General features: G+C 69.2%; 13 protein-coding genes. 7 read left to right on the forward strand and 6 right to left on the reverse strand.

The genetic code is table 11. The features are described 5' to 3' along the window. Positions 1-180: 180 nt before the first annotated feature. The 5 genes from Q333_RS0113840 (at position 181) to rodA (ending at position 6,054) form a co-directional block, all read left to right on the forward strand. On the forward strand, positions 181-1,221 hold the full coding sequence (locus tag Q333_RS0113840) for a rod shape-determining protein (protein ID WP_013269710.1): 1,041 nt from the start codon (positions 181-183) through the stop codon (positions 1,219-1,221). A 138-nt stretch (positions 1,222-1,359) separates the two neighbouring features. After that, the gene (gene mreC / locus Q333_RS0113845) at positions 1,360-2,364 is read left to right on the forward strand and encodes a rod shape-determining protein MreC (protein WP_029417803.1); all 1,005 of its coding nucleotides are present in this window, start codon (positions 1,360-1,362) and stop codon (positions 2,362-2,364) included. Continuing rightward, positions 2,361-2,879, forward strand: a complete 519-nt coding sequence (locus Q333_RS0113850) for a hypothetical protein (RefSeq protein WP_157072470.1) — start codon at positions 2,361-2,363, stop codon at positions 2,877-2,879. The genes mreC and Q333_RS0113850 overlap by 4 nt, the downstream gene beginning before the upstream one ends. Further along, positions 2,876-4,894, forward strand: coding sequence for a penicillin-binding protein 2 (mrdA, locus tag Q333_RS0113855; protein ID WP_029417807.1), 2,019 nt, complete (start codon positions 2,876-2,878; stop codon positions 4,892-4,894). The genes Q333_RS0113850 and mrdA overlap by 4 nt, the downstream gene beginning before the upstream one ends. Then, positions 4,891-6,054: a rod shape-determining protein RodA gene (gene rodA / locus Q333_RS0113860; RefSeq protein WP_029417810.1), complete on the forward strand. Its 1,164-nt coding sequence runs from the start codon at positions 4,891-4,893 to the stop codon at positions 6,052-6,054. Before mrdA ends, rodA begins: the two co-directional genes overlap by 4 nt. 6 nt (positions 6,055-6,060) lie before the next feature. Here rodA and pip read toward each other — a convergent pair whose 3' ends face one another. Next, a complete protein-coding gene (gene pip / locus Q333_RS0113865; protein ID WP_029417812.1) occupies positions 6,061-7,035 on the reverse strand; it encodes a prolyl aminopeptidase in 975 nt (324 codons plus the stop codon). A 28-nt stretch (positions 7,036-7,063) separates the two neighbouring features. Beyond that, positions 7,064-7,435, reverse strand: a complete 372-nt coding sequence (locus Q333_RS0113870; RefSeq protein ID WP_029417814.1) for a DUF423 domain-containing protein — start codon at positions 7,433-7,435, stop codon at positions 7,064-7,066. Positions 7,436-7,485: 50 nt separating this feature from the next. Here Q333_RS0113870 and Q333_RS0113875 point away from each other — a divergent pair, with 50 nt between their 5' ends. After that, entirely contained in the window at positions 7,486-8,634 is a 1,149-nt protein-coding gene (locus Q333_RS0113875; RefSeq protein ID WP_029417815.1) for an MFS transporter, read from the forward strand. On the opposite strand, the gene Q333_RS0113880 is transcribed toward Q333_RS0113875, so the two are convergent. The 3 genes from Q333_RS0113880 to Q333_RS0113890 all read right to left on the reverse strand — a co-directional run bounded on the left by Q333_RS0113880 (position 8,627) and on the right by Q333_RS0113890 (position 12,265). Beyond that, complete coding sequence (locus tag Q333_RS0113880) at positions 8,627-9,208, reverse strand: C15 family peptidase (protein WP_029417816.1); 582 nt, start codon at positions 9,206-9,208, stop codon at positions 8,627-8,629. The two genes, Q333_RS0113875 and Q333_RS0113880, sit on opposite strands and share 8 nt — an antisense overlap. A 161-nt stretch (positions 9,209-9,369) precedes the next feature. After that, a complete protein-coding gene (locus Q333_RS0113885; protein WP_029417817.1) occupies positions 9,370-11,976 on the reverse strand; it encodes a coiled-coil domain-containing protein in 2,607 nt (868 codons plus the stop codon). 109 nt (positions 11,977-12,085) lie between these two features. Beyond that, a complete protein-coding gene (locus tag Q333_RS0113890; protein ID WP_029417819.1) occupies positions 12,086-12,265 on the reverse strand; it encodes a hypothetical protein in 180 nt (59 codons plus the stop codon). A 169-nt stretch (positions 12,266-12,434) separates the two neighbouring features. On the opposite strand from Q333_RS0113890, the gene Q333_RS0113895 reads away from it, so the two are divergent. Further along, positions 12,435-13,904, forward strand: a complete 1,470-nt coding sequence (locus Q333_RS0113895) for a phospholipase D-like domain-containing protein (RefSeq protein ID WP_029417821.1) — start codon at positions 12,435-12,437, stop codon at positions 13,902-13,904. Here Q333_RS0113895 and Q333_RS0113900 read toward each other — a convergent pair. Continuing rightward, entirely contained in the window at positions 13,889-14,626 is a 738-nt protein-coding gene (locus tag Q333_RS0113900; RefSeq protein ID WP_029417823.1) for an endonuclease/exonuclease/phosphatase family protein, read from the reverse strand. The genes Q333_RS0113895 and Q333_RS0113900 overlap by 16 nt on opposite strands. Positions 14,627-14,640: the final 14 nt, after the last annotated feature.

Below are 14,640 nucleotides of genomic sequence, written 5' to 3' on the forward strand. Positions count from 1 at the left end.
ACCGGACGGTTTCGGGGCTTGTAATCACCTGTAGCAGCGGGCAAACGGGCGCTCAGTCCGTCAGGCGAGGACGATCAGGAGGCCGAACGCGTATGGGGATGCGCCTCGGCCGGGGCGTCGCCGAAACGGGCTGGATCAGCATCGCCCCACACGGCCCCAACCGAACGGTAACCGACCCCCATGAGCTTCTCCCTCTTCGGCGCCATCTCCAACGACATCGCGATGGACCTCGGGACCGCCAACACCCTCATCTACATGAAGGGCAAGGGCATCGTCCTGAACGAGCCGTCCGTGGTGGCGCTGAGAAACGTCGGTGGACGCAAGATCGTCCACGCCGTCGGCATCGAGGCCAAGCAGATGCTGGGTCGCACGCCGGGCCACATGGAAGCCATCCGCCCCATGCGCGACGGGGTCATCGCCGACTTCGAAGTCGCCGAGGAGATGATCAAGCACTTCATCCGCAAGGTTCATAACCGCAAGGGCTTCGTGAACCCCAAGATCATCGTCTGCGTGCCCTCGGGCGCCACGGCGGTGGAGCGCCGCGCCATCAACGACAGCTGCCTGAACGCCTCGGCGCGTCGCGTCGGCCTGATCGACGAGCCGATGGCCGCCGCGATCGGCGCCGGCCTGCCGATCCACGAACCCACCGGCTCCATGGTCGTCGACATCGGCGGCGGCACCACCGAGGTGGCCGTGCTGTCCCTGTCGGGCATCGTCTATTCCCGCTCGGTCCGCGTCGGCGGCGACAAGATGGACGACAGCATCATCAGCTATATGCGTCGAAACCATAACCTGCTGATCGGCGAGACCACCGCCGAGCGCATCAAGAAGGACATCGGCACCGCCCGCATTCCCGCCGACGGCGAAGGCCTGTCGATCGAGGTCAAGGGCCGCGACCTGATGCAGGGCGTCCCGCGCGAGGTCCGCATCTCGGAACGTCAGGCCGCCGAGGCCCTGGCCGAGCCCGTCTCCCAGATCATTGACGCCGTGAAGGTGGCCCTGGAAGCCACCCCGCCGGAACTCGCCGCCGACATCGCCGACAAGGGCATCATGCTGACGGGCGGCGGCGCCCTGCTGCGCGGCCTGGACGCCGAGATCCGCGATCACACCGGCCTGCCGGTCTCCGTCGCCGACGATCCGCTGAGCTGCGTCGCCATCGGCTGCGGCCGCGTTCTGGAGCATCCGCGCTGGATGAAGGGCGTGCTCGACTCCGCGCTCTGATCGGAGGCGCAAGCGCCGCTGCAAATCCCCGTGATTGCAGCGATTTCGCCGGTTCCAATCCGGCGCGCTTTTTGCGATAGGCTGCCACAGCGGCGGGGGGCGTCCCGCCGATTCTGACCTCTTTTGGAAGGCAAGGCCGTGGCGTTCCGCGACGGACCGTTCGATCAGCTCAAGGTGCCGCTGGCCTGGACCGCCGCGGTCGCGGTGGTCGTCGCCCTGATCGCATCCGTCCTGATGATCATCGGCGACCGCCGCAACGACGGCGGCGCGCACGGCTATGGCCCCGTCCGCGCCGGCGTGGACACGGTTCTGGCCCCCATCGGCGGCGTGCTGGCGGCACCCGTTCGCTGGGCCGGCAGCGCCTCGGACTATATCGGCGGCTACTTCAACGCCGTGTCCGAGAACCGTCGTCTGCGCCGTCAGGTCGCCGAGCTCGAACCCTGGCGCGACCAGGCTATCGCGCTCAAGAACGTCAATGCCCGCTACGAGGCCATGCTCGGCCTGCGCACCGAGCCTCCCGTCGCCATGGCCACGGCGCGGTCCGTGTCGGAATCGCGAGGCCCCTTCGCCAACGCCCGTCTTCTGGACGCGGGATCGAGCAAGGGCGTGCGTATCGGCAACCCCGTCATCAACGAGCACGGCCTGGTCGGCCGCATCGTCGGCACCACCGGCGGCGTCAGCCGGATGCTGCTGGTTACCGACGTCGCCAGTCGCGTGCCGGTGCTGGTCGACCGCACCGACGCCCGCGCCATCCTGACCGGCGACGGTTCGGGCAACCCCCGGCTGGAGTTCGTGCGCGGCGTGGGCTCGATACAGGCCGGCGACCGCGTCCTGACGTCGGGCGACGGCGGCGGCGTCCCGCGCGGCGTGCCCATCGGCGTGGCGGCGCGCGGCATCGACGGCACGTGGCGGGTCAAGCTGTTCAGCGACCGGGGCGCCATCGACTACGTCCGCATCATGCTGTTCGAAGACTTCGGCCAGCTGGTCGATCCCGAGGCACTCAACACCCCTCCGCTGGCCGGCCTGGCGACGGCTCCCGCGCCTGACGCCGCCCAGACCGCCGCCATCGGCGACGCCGCCGCCCGTCGCGCGCGTCAGACTACGGCCCCGGCCACCGCCTCGGCTCCGGGGGCGGCGGAGTGAGGCGCCCCGTCGCGGTCCGCGTGGTCGGCTCCTTCGAGCTGGTGTTTCGCCCGGCTCTGATCGCAATCGCCCTAACCATCGTTCTGGCCACGCCGGTCGAGCTGTTTGGCCTGACCCTGCCTGAGCCGGTCCTACCGATGGTGCTGGCTTTCGCCTGGCCACTGATCCGCCCATCCATGCTGGCGCCGGCCGTGCTGTTCGCGCTCGGACTGTTCCTCGACATCTTCTGGGGCGGGACGCTCGGCATGTGGCCGCTGGCCCTGCTGGCGGTCTACGCCGTGGTCCTGGTCTCGCGGAACCTGCTCGCCGGCCAGGAAACCCAGGTGCTGTTCGTCTGGTATGCGATCTGCACCGCGCTCGCCTTCTTCCTGGCTTATCTGATCGTCAGTTTCGACGCGGGCCGCCCGCCCAGCCTCTTGGCCCTGCTCTTGCAGGTCCTGCCGACGCTTCTTCTATTTCCCGTGGCCGACTGGATGGTCCAGCGGTTCGACGATGGTGATGTGCGCTTCCGATGAGCAGCGAGCCGTCCATCTTCTTCTCCGACGTCAACGAGCGGCAAGGCTCGTTCCTGCGGCGCACCTTCGTGGTCGGCGGCCTGACCGCCATCGGCGTCACCGCTCTGACGGTCCGTCTCGCGCAGCTCCAGGTCGTTCAGGCCGAGGAGTATGCGACGCTCGCCAGTCAGAACCAGTTCAACTTCCGCCTGGTGCCCCCGCCGCGCGGTCGCATCCTGGACCGCAACGGCGTCGTCATCGCCGGCAACCGGCCCAGCTTCCGCGTGCTCGTCGTCCGCGACGAAACCAAGGATCTGGACCAGACGCTGGATCTGCTCGGCCGCCTGCTTCCTGACACCGTGGACCGTCGCCGCTCGATCATCCGTGACGTCAACGCCGCGCCGCGTTTCGCGCCCGTTCCGGTCAAGACCGATCTGACCTGGGAAGAGTTCGCCCGGGTCAACCTCTACGCCAACGAGCTGCCGGGCGTCATGGCCGACATGAACGAGGCCCGTTACTACCCCTTCGGTGGATCGTTCGCCCACGTCGTCGGCTATGTCGCCAAGCCCTCCGATCGCGACGTTCAGGCCTACCGCGACCGTAATGAAGAGGTCCCGCAGATCCTCTACAACCCCGGCTTCCGCATCGGCCGGACCGGCGTCGAAAAGGCGCTGGACGAAGATCTGCGCGGGGTCGAGGGCGGCAATCGGGTCGAAGTCGACGCGCGCGGCCGCGTCGTGGCCGAGGATGTCGGCGGTTCGCGGCCAGCTGTTCCCGGCAAAGAGATTGTGCTGACCCTGGACGCCGACGTTCAGAACCGGGCGCTGGAGGTCTTTGGCGAGGAAGCCGGCGGCGCCGTCGTGATGGACGTCCGCACCGGCGACATCCTGTGCATGGTGTCGGCGCCGTCTTTTGATCCGAACCTGTTCGTCAACGGCATCCCCAGCTCGATGTATCGTCCGCTGGCGGACTATGAGCGGCGGCCCCTGCTGGACAAGGCGATCTACGGCACCTTCGCGCCCGGTTCGACCTTCAAGCCTGTCACCGGCCTCGCGGCGCTGAAGCGTGGCGCGAACCCCGAACGTCGCATCGTCTGCAACGGCGGCTACTACCTCGGCCGCCGCTTCGCCTGCCACGCCACCCACGGCTCGCAGAACATGCGCGAGGCGATCAAGAACTCCTGCAACGTCTACTTCATGACGCTGGGGGTCGAGATGGGGCCGGACGCCATCGCCGAGGCGGCGCGTGAGATGGGCTTCGGCCAGGAGTTCGACATCGGCATCGACGGTCAGCGCGAGGGCCTCGTTCCCGATCGCGAGTGGCGCAGGCGTAACCCTGTGCGCGGCGACCCCATGTGGTATCCGGGCGAGACCCCCAGCTACAGCATCGGCCAAGGCGCACTGACTGTGAACGCGCTCCAGCTCGCCACCTATACGGCGCGTCTGGCCAATGGCCGCAAGGCGGTCCTGCCGCGTCTGATCAAGAGCATCGACGGGGTGGAGCAGGGTGGCGACCGCGCCTTCGCCGACCTGCCCTACGACCCTGCTCATCTACAGGTCCTGCGCGAGGGCATGGAGATGGTGACCGACGTCGGCGGCACCGGCTTCCGCAACAGTCAGCTGGGCCTTGGCGCGGTTCGGATGGCTGGCAAGACCGGCACCGCCCAGTCGCGCAACTATGGGTCCGGCTCGCGTAGCGGCGCAGGTCGGCCCTGGGCCCAGAAGGACCACAATCTCTTCATCGCCTACGCCCCGATCGACAATCCGCGCTACGCCGTGTCCGTCATCGTCCAGCACGGCGGCCTGGGCGGCGGCACGGCCGGCGCGCCCCGCGCCCGCGAGATCATGAAGGTCGTCCTGCTCAAGGACGACGAGATCCGCCAGCGCCTTGAACGCGAAGGCTTCGCCGAGACACCCGAGGATCCGGGCGCCCACGAGTCCGACAGCCTGGCCCTGAACGCCGCGCCGGCGCAGGCTGCCGCCCCGGCCGCCGAACCGGCTGGCCCGCGTCCCTACCTGCCTGCATCTCCCCAATGACCGCTTCGGCCCTGACCCGTCCCGGCGAACGCGATCGCCTTTCGACCAAGCTGTCGGAGCTGGATTGGCGGTTGATCGCCCTGTTGTCAGTCGTGGCCATGACCGGCACGGCCATGCTTTATTCGATCGCGGGCGGGCAGTGGCAGCCCTGGGCCATCGATCACCTGCTGCGCTTCGGGGCCATGCTGCTGGTCATGATCGGCTTGGCGATGGTCCACCCCAAGTGGTTCTTCCGCGCAGCCTATCCCCTGTATGGCCTGGTCGTGGTCATGGTGCTCATGATCGAGTTCACGCCGCTGGGGTACGAGCCCGCCGGAGCCGGCGCCAAGAACTGGCTGAACCTGGGCTTCATCCGCATCCAGCCGGCCGAGTTCGTCAAGCTGGGCCTGGTTCTGGCTTTGGCCCGCTGGTACCACGACCATACGGCGCAGGAGGCGCGCTGGTCCTGGAAGCTGATCTTCCCGGTCGCCATGATCGGCGTGCCGTTCCTGCTGGTGGCCAAGCAGCCCGACCTCGGTTCGGCCATGATCATCGGCCTCACGGGAGCGGCCGTCATGTTCGTGGCGGGTCTTAGCTGGAAAGTGATCGCGGCGGGCGGCGTCGCGGCGCTCGTCACCATCCCTCCATTCGTGATGTTCGGCATGCACGAATATCAGCGAAACCGCGTCCTGACCTTCCTCAGCCCGGAGTCCGATCCGTCGGGAACGGGCTACAACATCATCCAGTCCAAGATCGCGCTCGGCTCCGGTGGCCTGCTGGGTCGCGGCTATGGTCTGGGCAGCCAGAGCCAGCTCGAGTTCCTGCCCGAGCGCGAGACCGACTTCATCTTCTCGACCGTGGCCGAGGAGTTCGGCTTCGTCGGCTCCTTCGCGCTCCTGGCCTGCTACATCGCCATCGTTCTGATCGCTCTGCGCATTGCGTCCCTGGCCCACAGCCACTTCGCGCGGATTTCGGCGGCGGGCATGACGGCCTTCTTCGCCATTTTCGTGCTCATCAACGGGGCCATGGTCATGGGCCTGGCGCCGGTCGTGGGCGTGCCCATGCCGCTGCTGTCCTATGGCGGTTCGTCGATGATGACGATCATGATCGGCTTCGGCCTGGTCCTGTCGACCCGCGTCCACCGCTATGCTGAATTGCCCAAGGGCTACGGCTTGGTCTGAGCCGCCTTAGAGCGTCGCCGCCCAGTCCGTTCCGCGCACCAGGCTGTCGACGATGCCGGGCTCCGATGACGCGTGCCCCGCGTCGCCGACGATATCCAGCTTCGCCTCAGGCATGGCGCGGTGCAGGGCCCAGGCGCTGGCGATCGGTGTGACCACATCAAATCGCCCTTGCGCGATCCACGTCGGGATGTGCCGGATGCGGCCGATGTTCTTCAGCAGCCAGCCTTCCTCGGGGAAGAAGCCGCCGTTGGTGAAGTACCAGTTCTCGATCCGCGCGAACGCCACGGCGAACTCCGGCTCGGCGAACTTGTCCGGACGGGCGTCGGGACCCTCGACGCTGACCGTCTCGCCTTCCCAGCTGGACCAGGCCACGGCGCAGCGTTCGCGCTCGGCCACGTCCTCGCCGATCAGCCGCTTGTGGTAAGCCCCCATCAGGTCGTGCCGCTCGCCCTCTGGAATCGGCTCCACGAACCGCTCCCAGGCGTCGGGGAAGATCATCGAGGCGCCCTCCTGGTAGAACCAATGCAACTCCTTCTTGGTCAGCAGGAAGATGCCGCGCAGGATCAACGCTTTTACCCGCTCCGGATGGGTGATGGCGTAGGCCAACGAAAGCGTCGACCCCCACGATCCTCCGAACACCGTCCACGTCTCGACACCGCAGCGTTCGCGCAACCGCTCGATATCCTCGATCAGGGTCCAGGTGGTGTTATCCTCCAGCGAGGCGTTCGGGCGCGACTTTCCGCATCCCCTCTGGTCGAACAGGATGATGCGATAGATCGCCGGATCGAAGTAGCGCCGCATCGCCGGATTGACCGCGCCACCCGGGCCTCCGTGCAACACCAGCGCAGGCTGACCCTGCGGATTGCCGCACTCTTCGAAATAGACCTCATGGACGCTGTCGGTTTGCATCCAGCCGGACGCGAAGGGTTCGAGCTCGGGGTAGAGCTCTCGGCGGGGCGTCTCGGTCACGGGGAAGGCCATGTGGTCTCGGAGAATTGCAGCTAGAGGATCAGGCATTGACGGAAGGTGACCGGAAGACTGCGAGCGCGACTACGAGCCAGCCCGCGATCATCAGAACCCCGCCGACTGGAGCCACTGCGCCCATCGCCGGCAACGACGCCAGGCCGATCAGCGAAAGGGCAAGGCAGAAGACCAAGCCCCCAACAGCGGCCATCCATCCGCCGATTTGCGCCAGTCGCGGCGCGGCCGACCAAAGGGCGCAAGCGAGGCCGAGCAGGGCGTGTGCCAGCTGATAGCTCGCGCCTGTGGTCAGCAACGTCTTGACCTGCGGCCCGGCCCCATGAGCGGCGAAGGCGCCGACGGCGACCGCCATGGCGCCGTTCAGGGCGGCGAAGCCTGCGAGCGAGCGATTCCAACTCATTACACGAGCGTAGCCCACGGAATCTCCGGCGTCTGCTACTGCGTCGCCGCATGAGCATCGCGAGCCGAATGGCGTTGCAATATGTCCTCCTGTTCACGGCCAATGGCGTCAGCCTGCCGTTCGCCGGCCTCTGGCTGTCGGCTCAGGGCTTCACGGCGGCCCAGATCGGGGGGTTGCTGGCCGCCCCCATGCTGGCGCGCCTGGTCACCGGCCCAGTGATCGCCGTCTGGGCGGACGGCTTCCGTCGTCGACGCACGCCTATCGCTATCCTTGGCGCCGTCGCCTGCGCGGCCTATGTCGTGGCCGGGGTCGGGCAGGGGTTGTGGATTCAGGGAGGGGCCTGGTTCGTGGCGGCGACCGCGATGGCCGCCCTGATCCCCCTGACCGACGTACTCAGCCTCCAGGCCGCCCGCCGCACCGGCTTCGCCTTCGCGTGGCCGAGGGGCTGCGGCTCGGCCGCCTTCGTCATCGCCAACGTCCTGATGGGCGCGGTTCTCAGCGGCGCCTCGGTGGATGGCGTCATCGTCGGCGTCGCGGTCGCCTCGGGCCTGCTCGCGCTCATCGCCGCGACCCTCCTCCCCACCGACGGCGTGGCCGAGCGGGGCCGGGCGCGCGACCGCTTCGCCGGCGTCGGCCGTCTGCTGAAAGACCGCCTGTTCATGACCGCGCTCCTCGCCATCGGCGCGATCCAGGCCACCCACGCCTTCTACTACGGCTTCTCCGCCATCGCCTGGAAGGCGCAGAGCATAGACGAGCGCACGACCGGCCTGCTCTGGGCCTTCTCCGTGATCGTGGAGATCGGCTTCATGTGGTGGGTCGAGCCGTGGCGGCGGCGTCGCGGCATCGGCGCCATGACGATCCTGACGGTCGGGGGCCTGGCGGCGGTCGTGCGCTGGACCGCCCTGGCCTGCGCTCCGCCGCTCGTCCTGCTCTGGCCGCTTCAGGCGCTCCATGCCCTGACGTTTGCGGCGACCTATCTGGCCGGCGTGGAGATCATCGAGCGTCTCGCCCCGCCCGGCCAGCACACGGCGGCACAGACGCTGAACTCGGTCATGGCGGCCGGCGTCCTGATCGGTCTGGCGACGCTGGCGGCCGGGCCGCTCTACGGCGCATTCGGGACGCTGGGCTATCTGTCGATGGCGGCGCTGGCGGGCGTCGGCCTGATCGCCGCCTGGTCCCTCAGGGGCCGGATCAGCTGAGGCGCGCGCGGGGCAGGGGCGACAGGTGCCGCGCCATCGCCGCCGCCGCCGCCTCGACGCCGCGTCGGACCGTTTCGGGGGCCAGACCGCTGGGCGTTCGCAACAGGCCCACGGCCACCGCGTCCGCGTTGTCCGGCAGGGCCGTCAGCACCCGATAGAGCAGATAGGATCCCGCGTCGTCCTCGCTCTCCGACGTCGCATCGGCGGCGAAGCCCGCGTCGTTCAGCGCCCGCATCATCTCCGATACCGGGGCAGTGGCCCGCGCCACCGCCGGGCCGGTCATCGACAGCTTCTTGCCGCCGCTCAGCGCCCGGTTCTCGGCGCGCATCTGGATGCGGAAGCGATCGGCCTTCTTCGTCCGGCCGACCAGCAGCACGGCGCGACAGGCTTCGTCGTCCAGTTCTCCGGTGATCACGCCCGCCAGCACGGCGGGGTCGTCCGGGCCGACCGGCAGGATACGAGCATTCAGCCCGCCCGGCGCGTCCAGCGGCCACAGGTCATCGGCATCATCGTACACGCAGACCAGCATGGCGGGCCTGCGGTCCGGCTTTTCCTCGGCGGCGGTGTCGAGCATGAAGCCTTGCGAAAGCCGTTGACGCGAACCGGCACCCCAAACTGGAACGGGCCGGGCTGAGCATGACAGGCTCATGACAGCGGCCGGAACGTGTCGGAAATCCGGCCCGGCCGTCAAGCTCAAAGCGACGCTCGAAGGCTCGAACCGCCCTGAATCAACCGTCAGGCGAGATCGCCGATGGCGGCGTCCAGCAGCATGAAGGCCCGGCCCGTGTCCGTGGCCAGAACGGCCATGACGGCGGAGGCCCCGTCCGCGGCCTGCTGCGCCAGTCGAGCGGCCTGACCCCGCACGAACCGCTCGGCGTCGCCGCGCAGCTCCGGATCGCTGATGACCCGGCGCGACACGCTGCGGACTGCGGCCGGGGCCACCCGACGCACAATCTGGCGCGCCCGGTCGGGATCGCGGCTGGCGAAGGCCTCCGCCGCCTCCTCCACCCGCGACCGGGGTAGAAGCGCGTTGGGATCGACCCCCATGCGCCGGATCGCAGCCGTGATCCGGTCGGCCAGAGCGCCCGCGTCTTCCGGCATCACCGGAGTATCCAGTTCTAGTGGTGCCTGCGGCCCGGAGTCATCGACCAGGTCGGCCCAGTCGAGCCGGTCAGCCGCGGGCAGTGCGGCGCGCGTGCCAGGGTCCTCGACGGTGGGGGCAAGGCGCAGTCGCCCGCGCAGACCAAATCCGCGCTCGCGTTCGGGCGCTGCCCTCTCGGTCTCGCGCGCGGTCGGCGCCGAAGGCGCCGCGACAGCCGGTGGCACGGGCTCCAGCGGCGGCTCGCGCCGCCGGATGGGTGCGGGATCGCCTGACACCACGCCCATCAGACGCACGGCCTCGGTCAGCATGTCGTAGTTGCGCCGCACCCGCTCCTGGAAGCCCGCGTCCAGGGCCTCGGTATCCTCGGCGGCCTTGCGCGATGCCGCCGCCAGCGCCGCCAGACCGTCCTCGACTGTCACCCGAACGGCTTCGGCCCGCGCGCGGGTTTCCTCGGGCAGCCGGGCGGCGCGTTCGTCCAGATCGCCAATCGCGGCATCGACTTCGGCCAGGGCCTGGGTCATGCGGGCGAGCGTGGCCTGCAGCTTGTCGATCGCCTTCTGACCTGCCTCGTCCACCAGGTCGGTGGTTTCCAGCACGATCCGGCGCGCCCCCTCGACCCGAGCATCGGCGGCCTCGTCGGCTTTACGAGCGGCATCGAACAGTGCTTCTCCCAGCCGGTCGGCGTGAATCTGGGCCTGGGTCGTCGCATCCGTCGCGGTCTGGCGGCTTTGCTCGGCCGTGGCCTGCAGGATCGCCAGCGCTCGCCGCGTTTCCTCGATCAGGGTGTCACGCGCTTCGGCCGCCAGCGCCTCGAACTTGTCGAGCGAGACCTTGGTGGCGGCGTCAAAACCATCGGCCTCCCGCTGCGACAGGTCGACCAAGGCGCGGAACTGATCCGTCGCCGCCTCCACCAGATCGCGAACGCTTTCGGACGCCTTGGTCGTCGTATCGCCCAGATCGGCCGTGACCGACCGCGCGGCCGACAGTTGTTCGGTAAGCTGGGCCCGCTGGCTCTCCACCTGCGCGGAGAAGTCCTCTTGATCGGTCCGCAGCGCATAGGCCGCCGTGACCAGCGCTGCCCGCTGCTGGCTCAGACCTTCCTCGACCGACTGGATCTGTTCCGCGACGCCGGTGCCGGCGTTCTCCAGCCTCAGCGTCTGGCGCGCCAGATCGTCGGCGGCCAGACGCGCCGCGTCCTGCGCCTCCGTCGCGGCGGCCGCCAGATCGGCGGCGCGCGCGGCCAGGGCGGCTTCCGCCTCCCTCAGCTGGGTTTGCGCCAGGTCAGAGGCATCGACGATCAGACGGGACTGCTTCTCGACGGCGTCCAGCACCCCGGACGCCTGCTTGTCCAGACGGCCGCCCAGCGTCGCCATCTCCTCGCGTTCCTTGCCCAGCTGTTCGGTCAGGCGGCGCGCCGTGCGGCTAGCCACCTCGGCCGCGTCGTTCAGACGCTGCGTCTCGGACGCGAGAGCTTCGCGCAACAGGGCCATGTCGTTGCGCGCCCGCTCGGCCGCCAGCGCCGCTTGGTCGATGTCGTTCCTCAGCGTCGCCAGCACCTCGCCGGTCTGCTGGGCCGCCAGCGCCGTGGGGGCCACCAGCGCCTCGGCCAGATCGCGAGCACGCCGCGTTTCCGCCGCCAATCCCGTGCCTTGTCGCACCGCGTGGGCCAGCATCACCGCCAGCCCCGCCGGGGCGAGCGCGATCAGGGCATAGAGCGCCAGACGCAGCGGATCGAGCGTGACATCGCCCGCCCCGATCTCATACGCCGCCCAAGACGCCACCCCGCCGATCCACAAGGCCGCGGCGACGCCCGCGATCAGATAGGTCCGACCCGACGAAGGCGGCGCGACATTGGACTTCACCGTCAACGGCGCCGGCGACGGCGCAGTCCCCCGCATCGCAGGCGGGGCGTCGGCGCTTGTGGCGAAGGTGATCGGCTGGGGCGCGGGTTCCGGTTCGGCGGTCGCGACCGCAACGTCCGATAGGGTGGCGGGCTGCGGTTCAGGCGCGGGCGGCGGAGCGAGCGCGGCCTCCTGATCCAGTCGCTGTTGCTCCAGCAGGCGACGGCGGCGGCGCTCGGACATGGGGCGCAGCCCATCCATCGCGGGAACCTCGACCGGTCTGTCCCCGCCGTGCGTGTCCACAGACGGCTCTGACCCGGCGTCCGCCCGCTCCGGCGCAGCCTCGGCTTCGGGCGTGGGGTCGGTCAGGGTCAGGGGCGGCCGATGACGGGACTTCATGGGAGGCGGTTTCTCGGGTGGGCAAACGCCAGTCGTGTGCGAGGGCCGGACCCTAGCGACTAAGCCCCTGTCCCGGAAGGCTTCGGGTACGATTCAGAGGGGAGGAAAATCAGCAGTCGCGGGGCGCGTCGGCCGGCGCGGCGACCGAGGTAGAAGGTGCGCAGTCGACCACGCGGCGGACTTCCGGCTGGGGCTCGGCGGGCCGATCCAACGACACCCCGAACTGCGCCAGGGCGGCCGTGGCCAGCATGACGATGAAGCCGGCAAGCAGTTCGATCAGCGCCTGCACGTGTTCATCTCCCCCAGGACGGCGGCCCTGATACCCGATTTCGGCGAACCGGACAATGCAGGGTGGTCGCGCGGCGTTGACCCGACCCGGACCGCGTGGAACGGATAAGCTTCCCGCGCGTCTTCACGCGACCGGGCATCTCCGCTCAGGATCAGGGAGACGCCACAGCATGTACCAGGAGGCCGATCACCGACCGGCCCTCGACGCCGCGAGCGTGCTGACCCCCGGTGACACGTGCTGGCGCGTGCCGCGCGCCACCCGCTTCGCCGTCCTGATGGAGAACGAGGCCTACTTCGACGCCCTGGCCTCGGCCTTGTCGAAGGCCCGGCGGTCGGTCGTGATCCTGGGCTGGCAGTTCGATCCGCGCACCCGTCTGGATCCCGAGACTCGCCCCGGCGACCGCCAGGCTGAGATCGGCCACCAGCTCCGCATGATGGTCAAGACGCGGCCCGAGCTGGATGTCCGCCTGCTGATCTGGAAATCGCCGCTGCTGATCGCCGCGTCGCAGGGCTTCTACCCGCACCGCGCCCAGGGCTGGTTCAGGAAGCGCATGGTCGAGTTCCGGCTGGACCAGCCCGGCCCGCTCGGAGCCTGTCACCACCAGAAGGTCGTGGTCATCGACGACGCCGTGGCCTTCTGCGGGGGAGGGGACATCTCGACCGACCGCTGGGATTCGGAGGCCCACCGCGACGACGACCTGCGCCGCGCCCAGCCCTCCGGCGCGATCTCGCCGCCCAGACACGAGACCATGTGCGTCATGGACGGCCCGGCCGCGCGCGCGCTAGGCGATCTGGCCCGCGAACGCTGGTTCAAGGCCACCTGGGAGCGGACCCTGCCCGACCCGGACGGCTTCGACCCCTGGCCCGACGGCGTGGAACCCGACCTCCACGACGTTCCCGTCGCCATCGCCCGCACCGAGCCCGCTCACGGCGGCCGCGCCGAGGTGCGCGAAAATGAACGGCTGCACGTCGAGGCCATCCGCCAAGCGAAGCGTCTGATCTACATGGAGAACCAGTATTTTACCTCGCCCGTCATCGCCGCCGCCCTGGCCGAGCGGCTGGCGGAGCCGGACGGGCCGGAGGTCGTCCTGGTCTCGACCGGCCGCAGCCCCAGCTGGTTCGACAGCATGACCATGGACACGGCCCGCGCTGAGGTCTTGTTCCGGCTGGAGAGCGCTGACCGCCACGACCGCTTCTTCGCCTTCAGCCCCAATACAGCCGGCGGCGAGCGCATCATCGTCCACGCCAAGGTGACGATCGTCGACGACCGCATCCTGCGGATCGGCTCGACCAACCTCAACAACCGGTCGCTGGGCATGGACACGGAGTGCGACGTCGCCGTCGCGCCGGAGGACGCGACCGGCTGGGACGCCCTTCGTCGCTTCCGCCACCGAACCATTGCCCACTTCATCGGCGTGACCGGAGACGAATTCGCCGCCGCCGAGGCCGTGCTCGGCTCGACCGGCAAGGCTATGCGTCAGTTCGACACCGGCCGCCTGACCCCGCTCGGAGCCACGCCGCCCTCCGTGATCCAACGCACCGTCGCCGAGTTCCAGATCGGCGATCCCGTCTCGCCCGCCGACGCCTGGCGTCCGTGGAAGCGGCGAAACCGCTCCCAGCGGCCTCAGCTCCCGGCCTGAACCTCGAAATCCACCACCAGCGGCAGGTGATCCGACGCCATCCGCGACAGGGGCGAGAAGGGGGCCTTCACGCCCGTGATCCGCACGTCCGGCGTGACGAACACATGGTCGATCCGGATGGCCGGAAAGCCGGACGGAAAGGTCTTCACCGACGGCCGCAGCCCCAGCTGGCGCTGGCAGTCGGCCAGTCTGCGCGCGATGGTCTGATAGGGCCGCGTCATCGACGTCGCATTGAAATCGCCCGCCAGCAGCGTCGGCCCCACGCACTCCGGATGGCCGACCCAGTCCTTGCCGACCAGCGCCGCCGCCTGAAGCCTCTGTTCGCGCGGAACGAGGCCCAGGTGGGTGTTGATGACGTTCAGTTCGACGCCCTCGATCTCCACCTTGACCCACAGCGCCCCGCGCGGCTCCAGCCCCGGAATGCCCTGCACGGTCGGCAATGCCCCCACCCGGATCAGCCGCTCGGGCCAGCGTGTCAGGATCGCATCGCCATACTCTTCCGCCTCGATGCGCATGGCGGCGTGAAACCGCACCGCCATCGACAGCCGATCCGCGATCGCCTTGGCCTGATCCACGCCGCCCGTGCGGGCCCGACCGACGTCCAACTCCTGCAGGCAGACGATGTCCGGCTCATGTTCTGCGATGACGGCCGCGATGCGCTCGACGTCCAGCCGCCGATCCACGCCGACGCAGCGATGCACATTGTAGGTGAGGAGGCGCACGGCCGGATGGGCTA

The sequence above is a fragment of the Brevundimonas bacteroides DSM 4726 genome, from assembly GCF_000701445.1.
GTDB lineage: Bacteria > Pseudomonadota > Alphaproteobacteria > Caulobacterales > Caulobacteraceae > Brevundimonas > Brevundimonas bacteroides.

Coding starts and splice junctions, on each gene's coding strand:
- pip (WP_029417812.1), bottom strand. CDS start 7,035: ATGGCCTTCCCCGTGACCGAGACGCCCCGCCGAGAGCTCTACCCCGAG.
- Q333_RS0113875 (WP_029417815.1), top strand. CDS start 7,486: ATGAGCATCGCGAGCCGAATGGCGTTGCAATATGTCCTCCTGTTCACG.
- Q333_RS0113870 (WP_029417814.1), bottom strand. CDS start 7,435: ATGAGTTGGAATCGCTCGCTCGCAGGCTTCGCCGCCCTGAACGGCGCC.
- Q333_RS0113895 (WP_029417821.1), top strand. CDS start 12,435: ATGTACCAGGAGGCCGATCACCGACCGGCCCTCGACGCCGCGAGCGTG.
- Q333_RS0113840 (WP_013269710.1), top strand. CDS start 181: ATGAGCTTCTCCCTCTTCGGCGCCATCTCCAACGACATCGCGATGGAC.
- mrdA (WP_029417807.1), top strand. CDS start 2,876: ATGAGCAGCGAGCCGTCCATCTTCTTCTCCGACGTCAACGAGCGGCAA.
- Q333_RS0113885 (WP_029417817.1), bottom strand. CDS start 11,976: ATGAAGTCCCGTCATCGGCCGCCCCTGACCCTGACCGACCCCACGCCC.
- rodA (WP_029417810.1), top strand. CDS start 4,891: ATGACCGCTTCGGCCCTGACCCGTCCCGGCGAACGCGATCGCCTTTCG.
- Q333_RS0113880 (WP_029417816.1), bottom strand. CDS start 9,208: ATGCTCGACACCGCCGCCGAGGAAAAGCCGGACCGCAGGCCCGCCATG.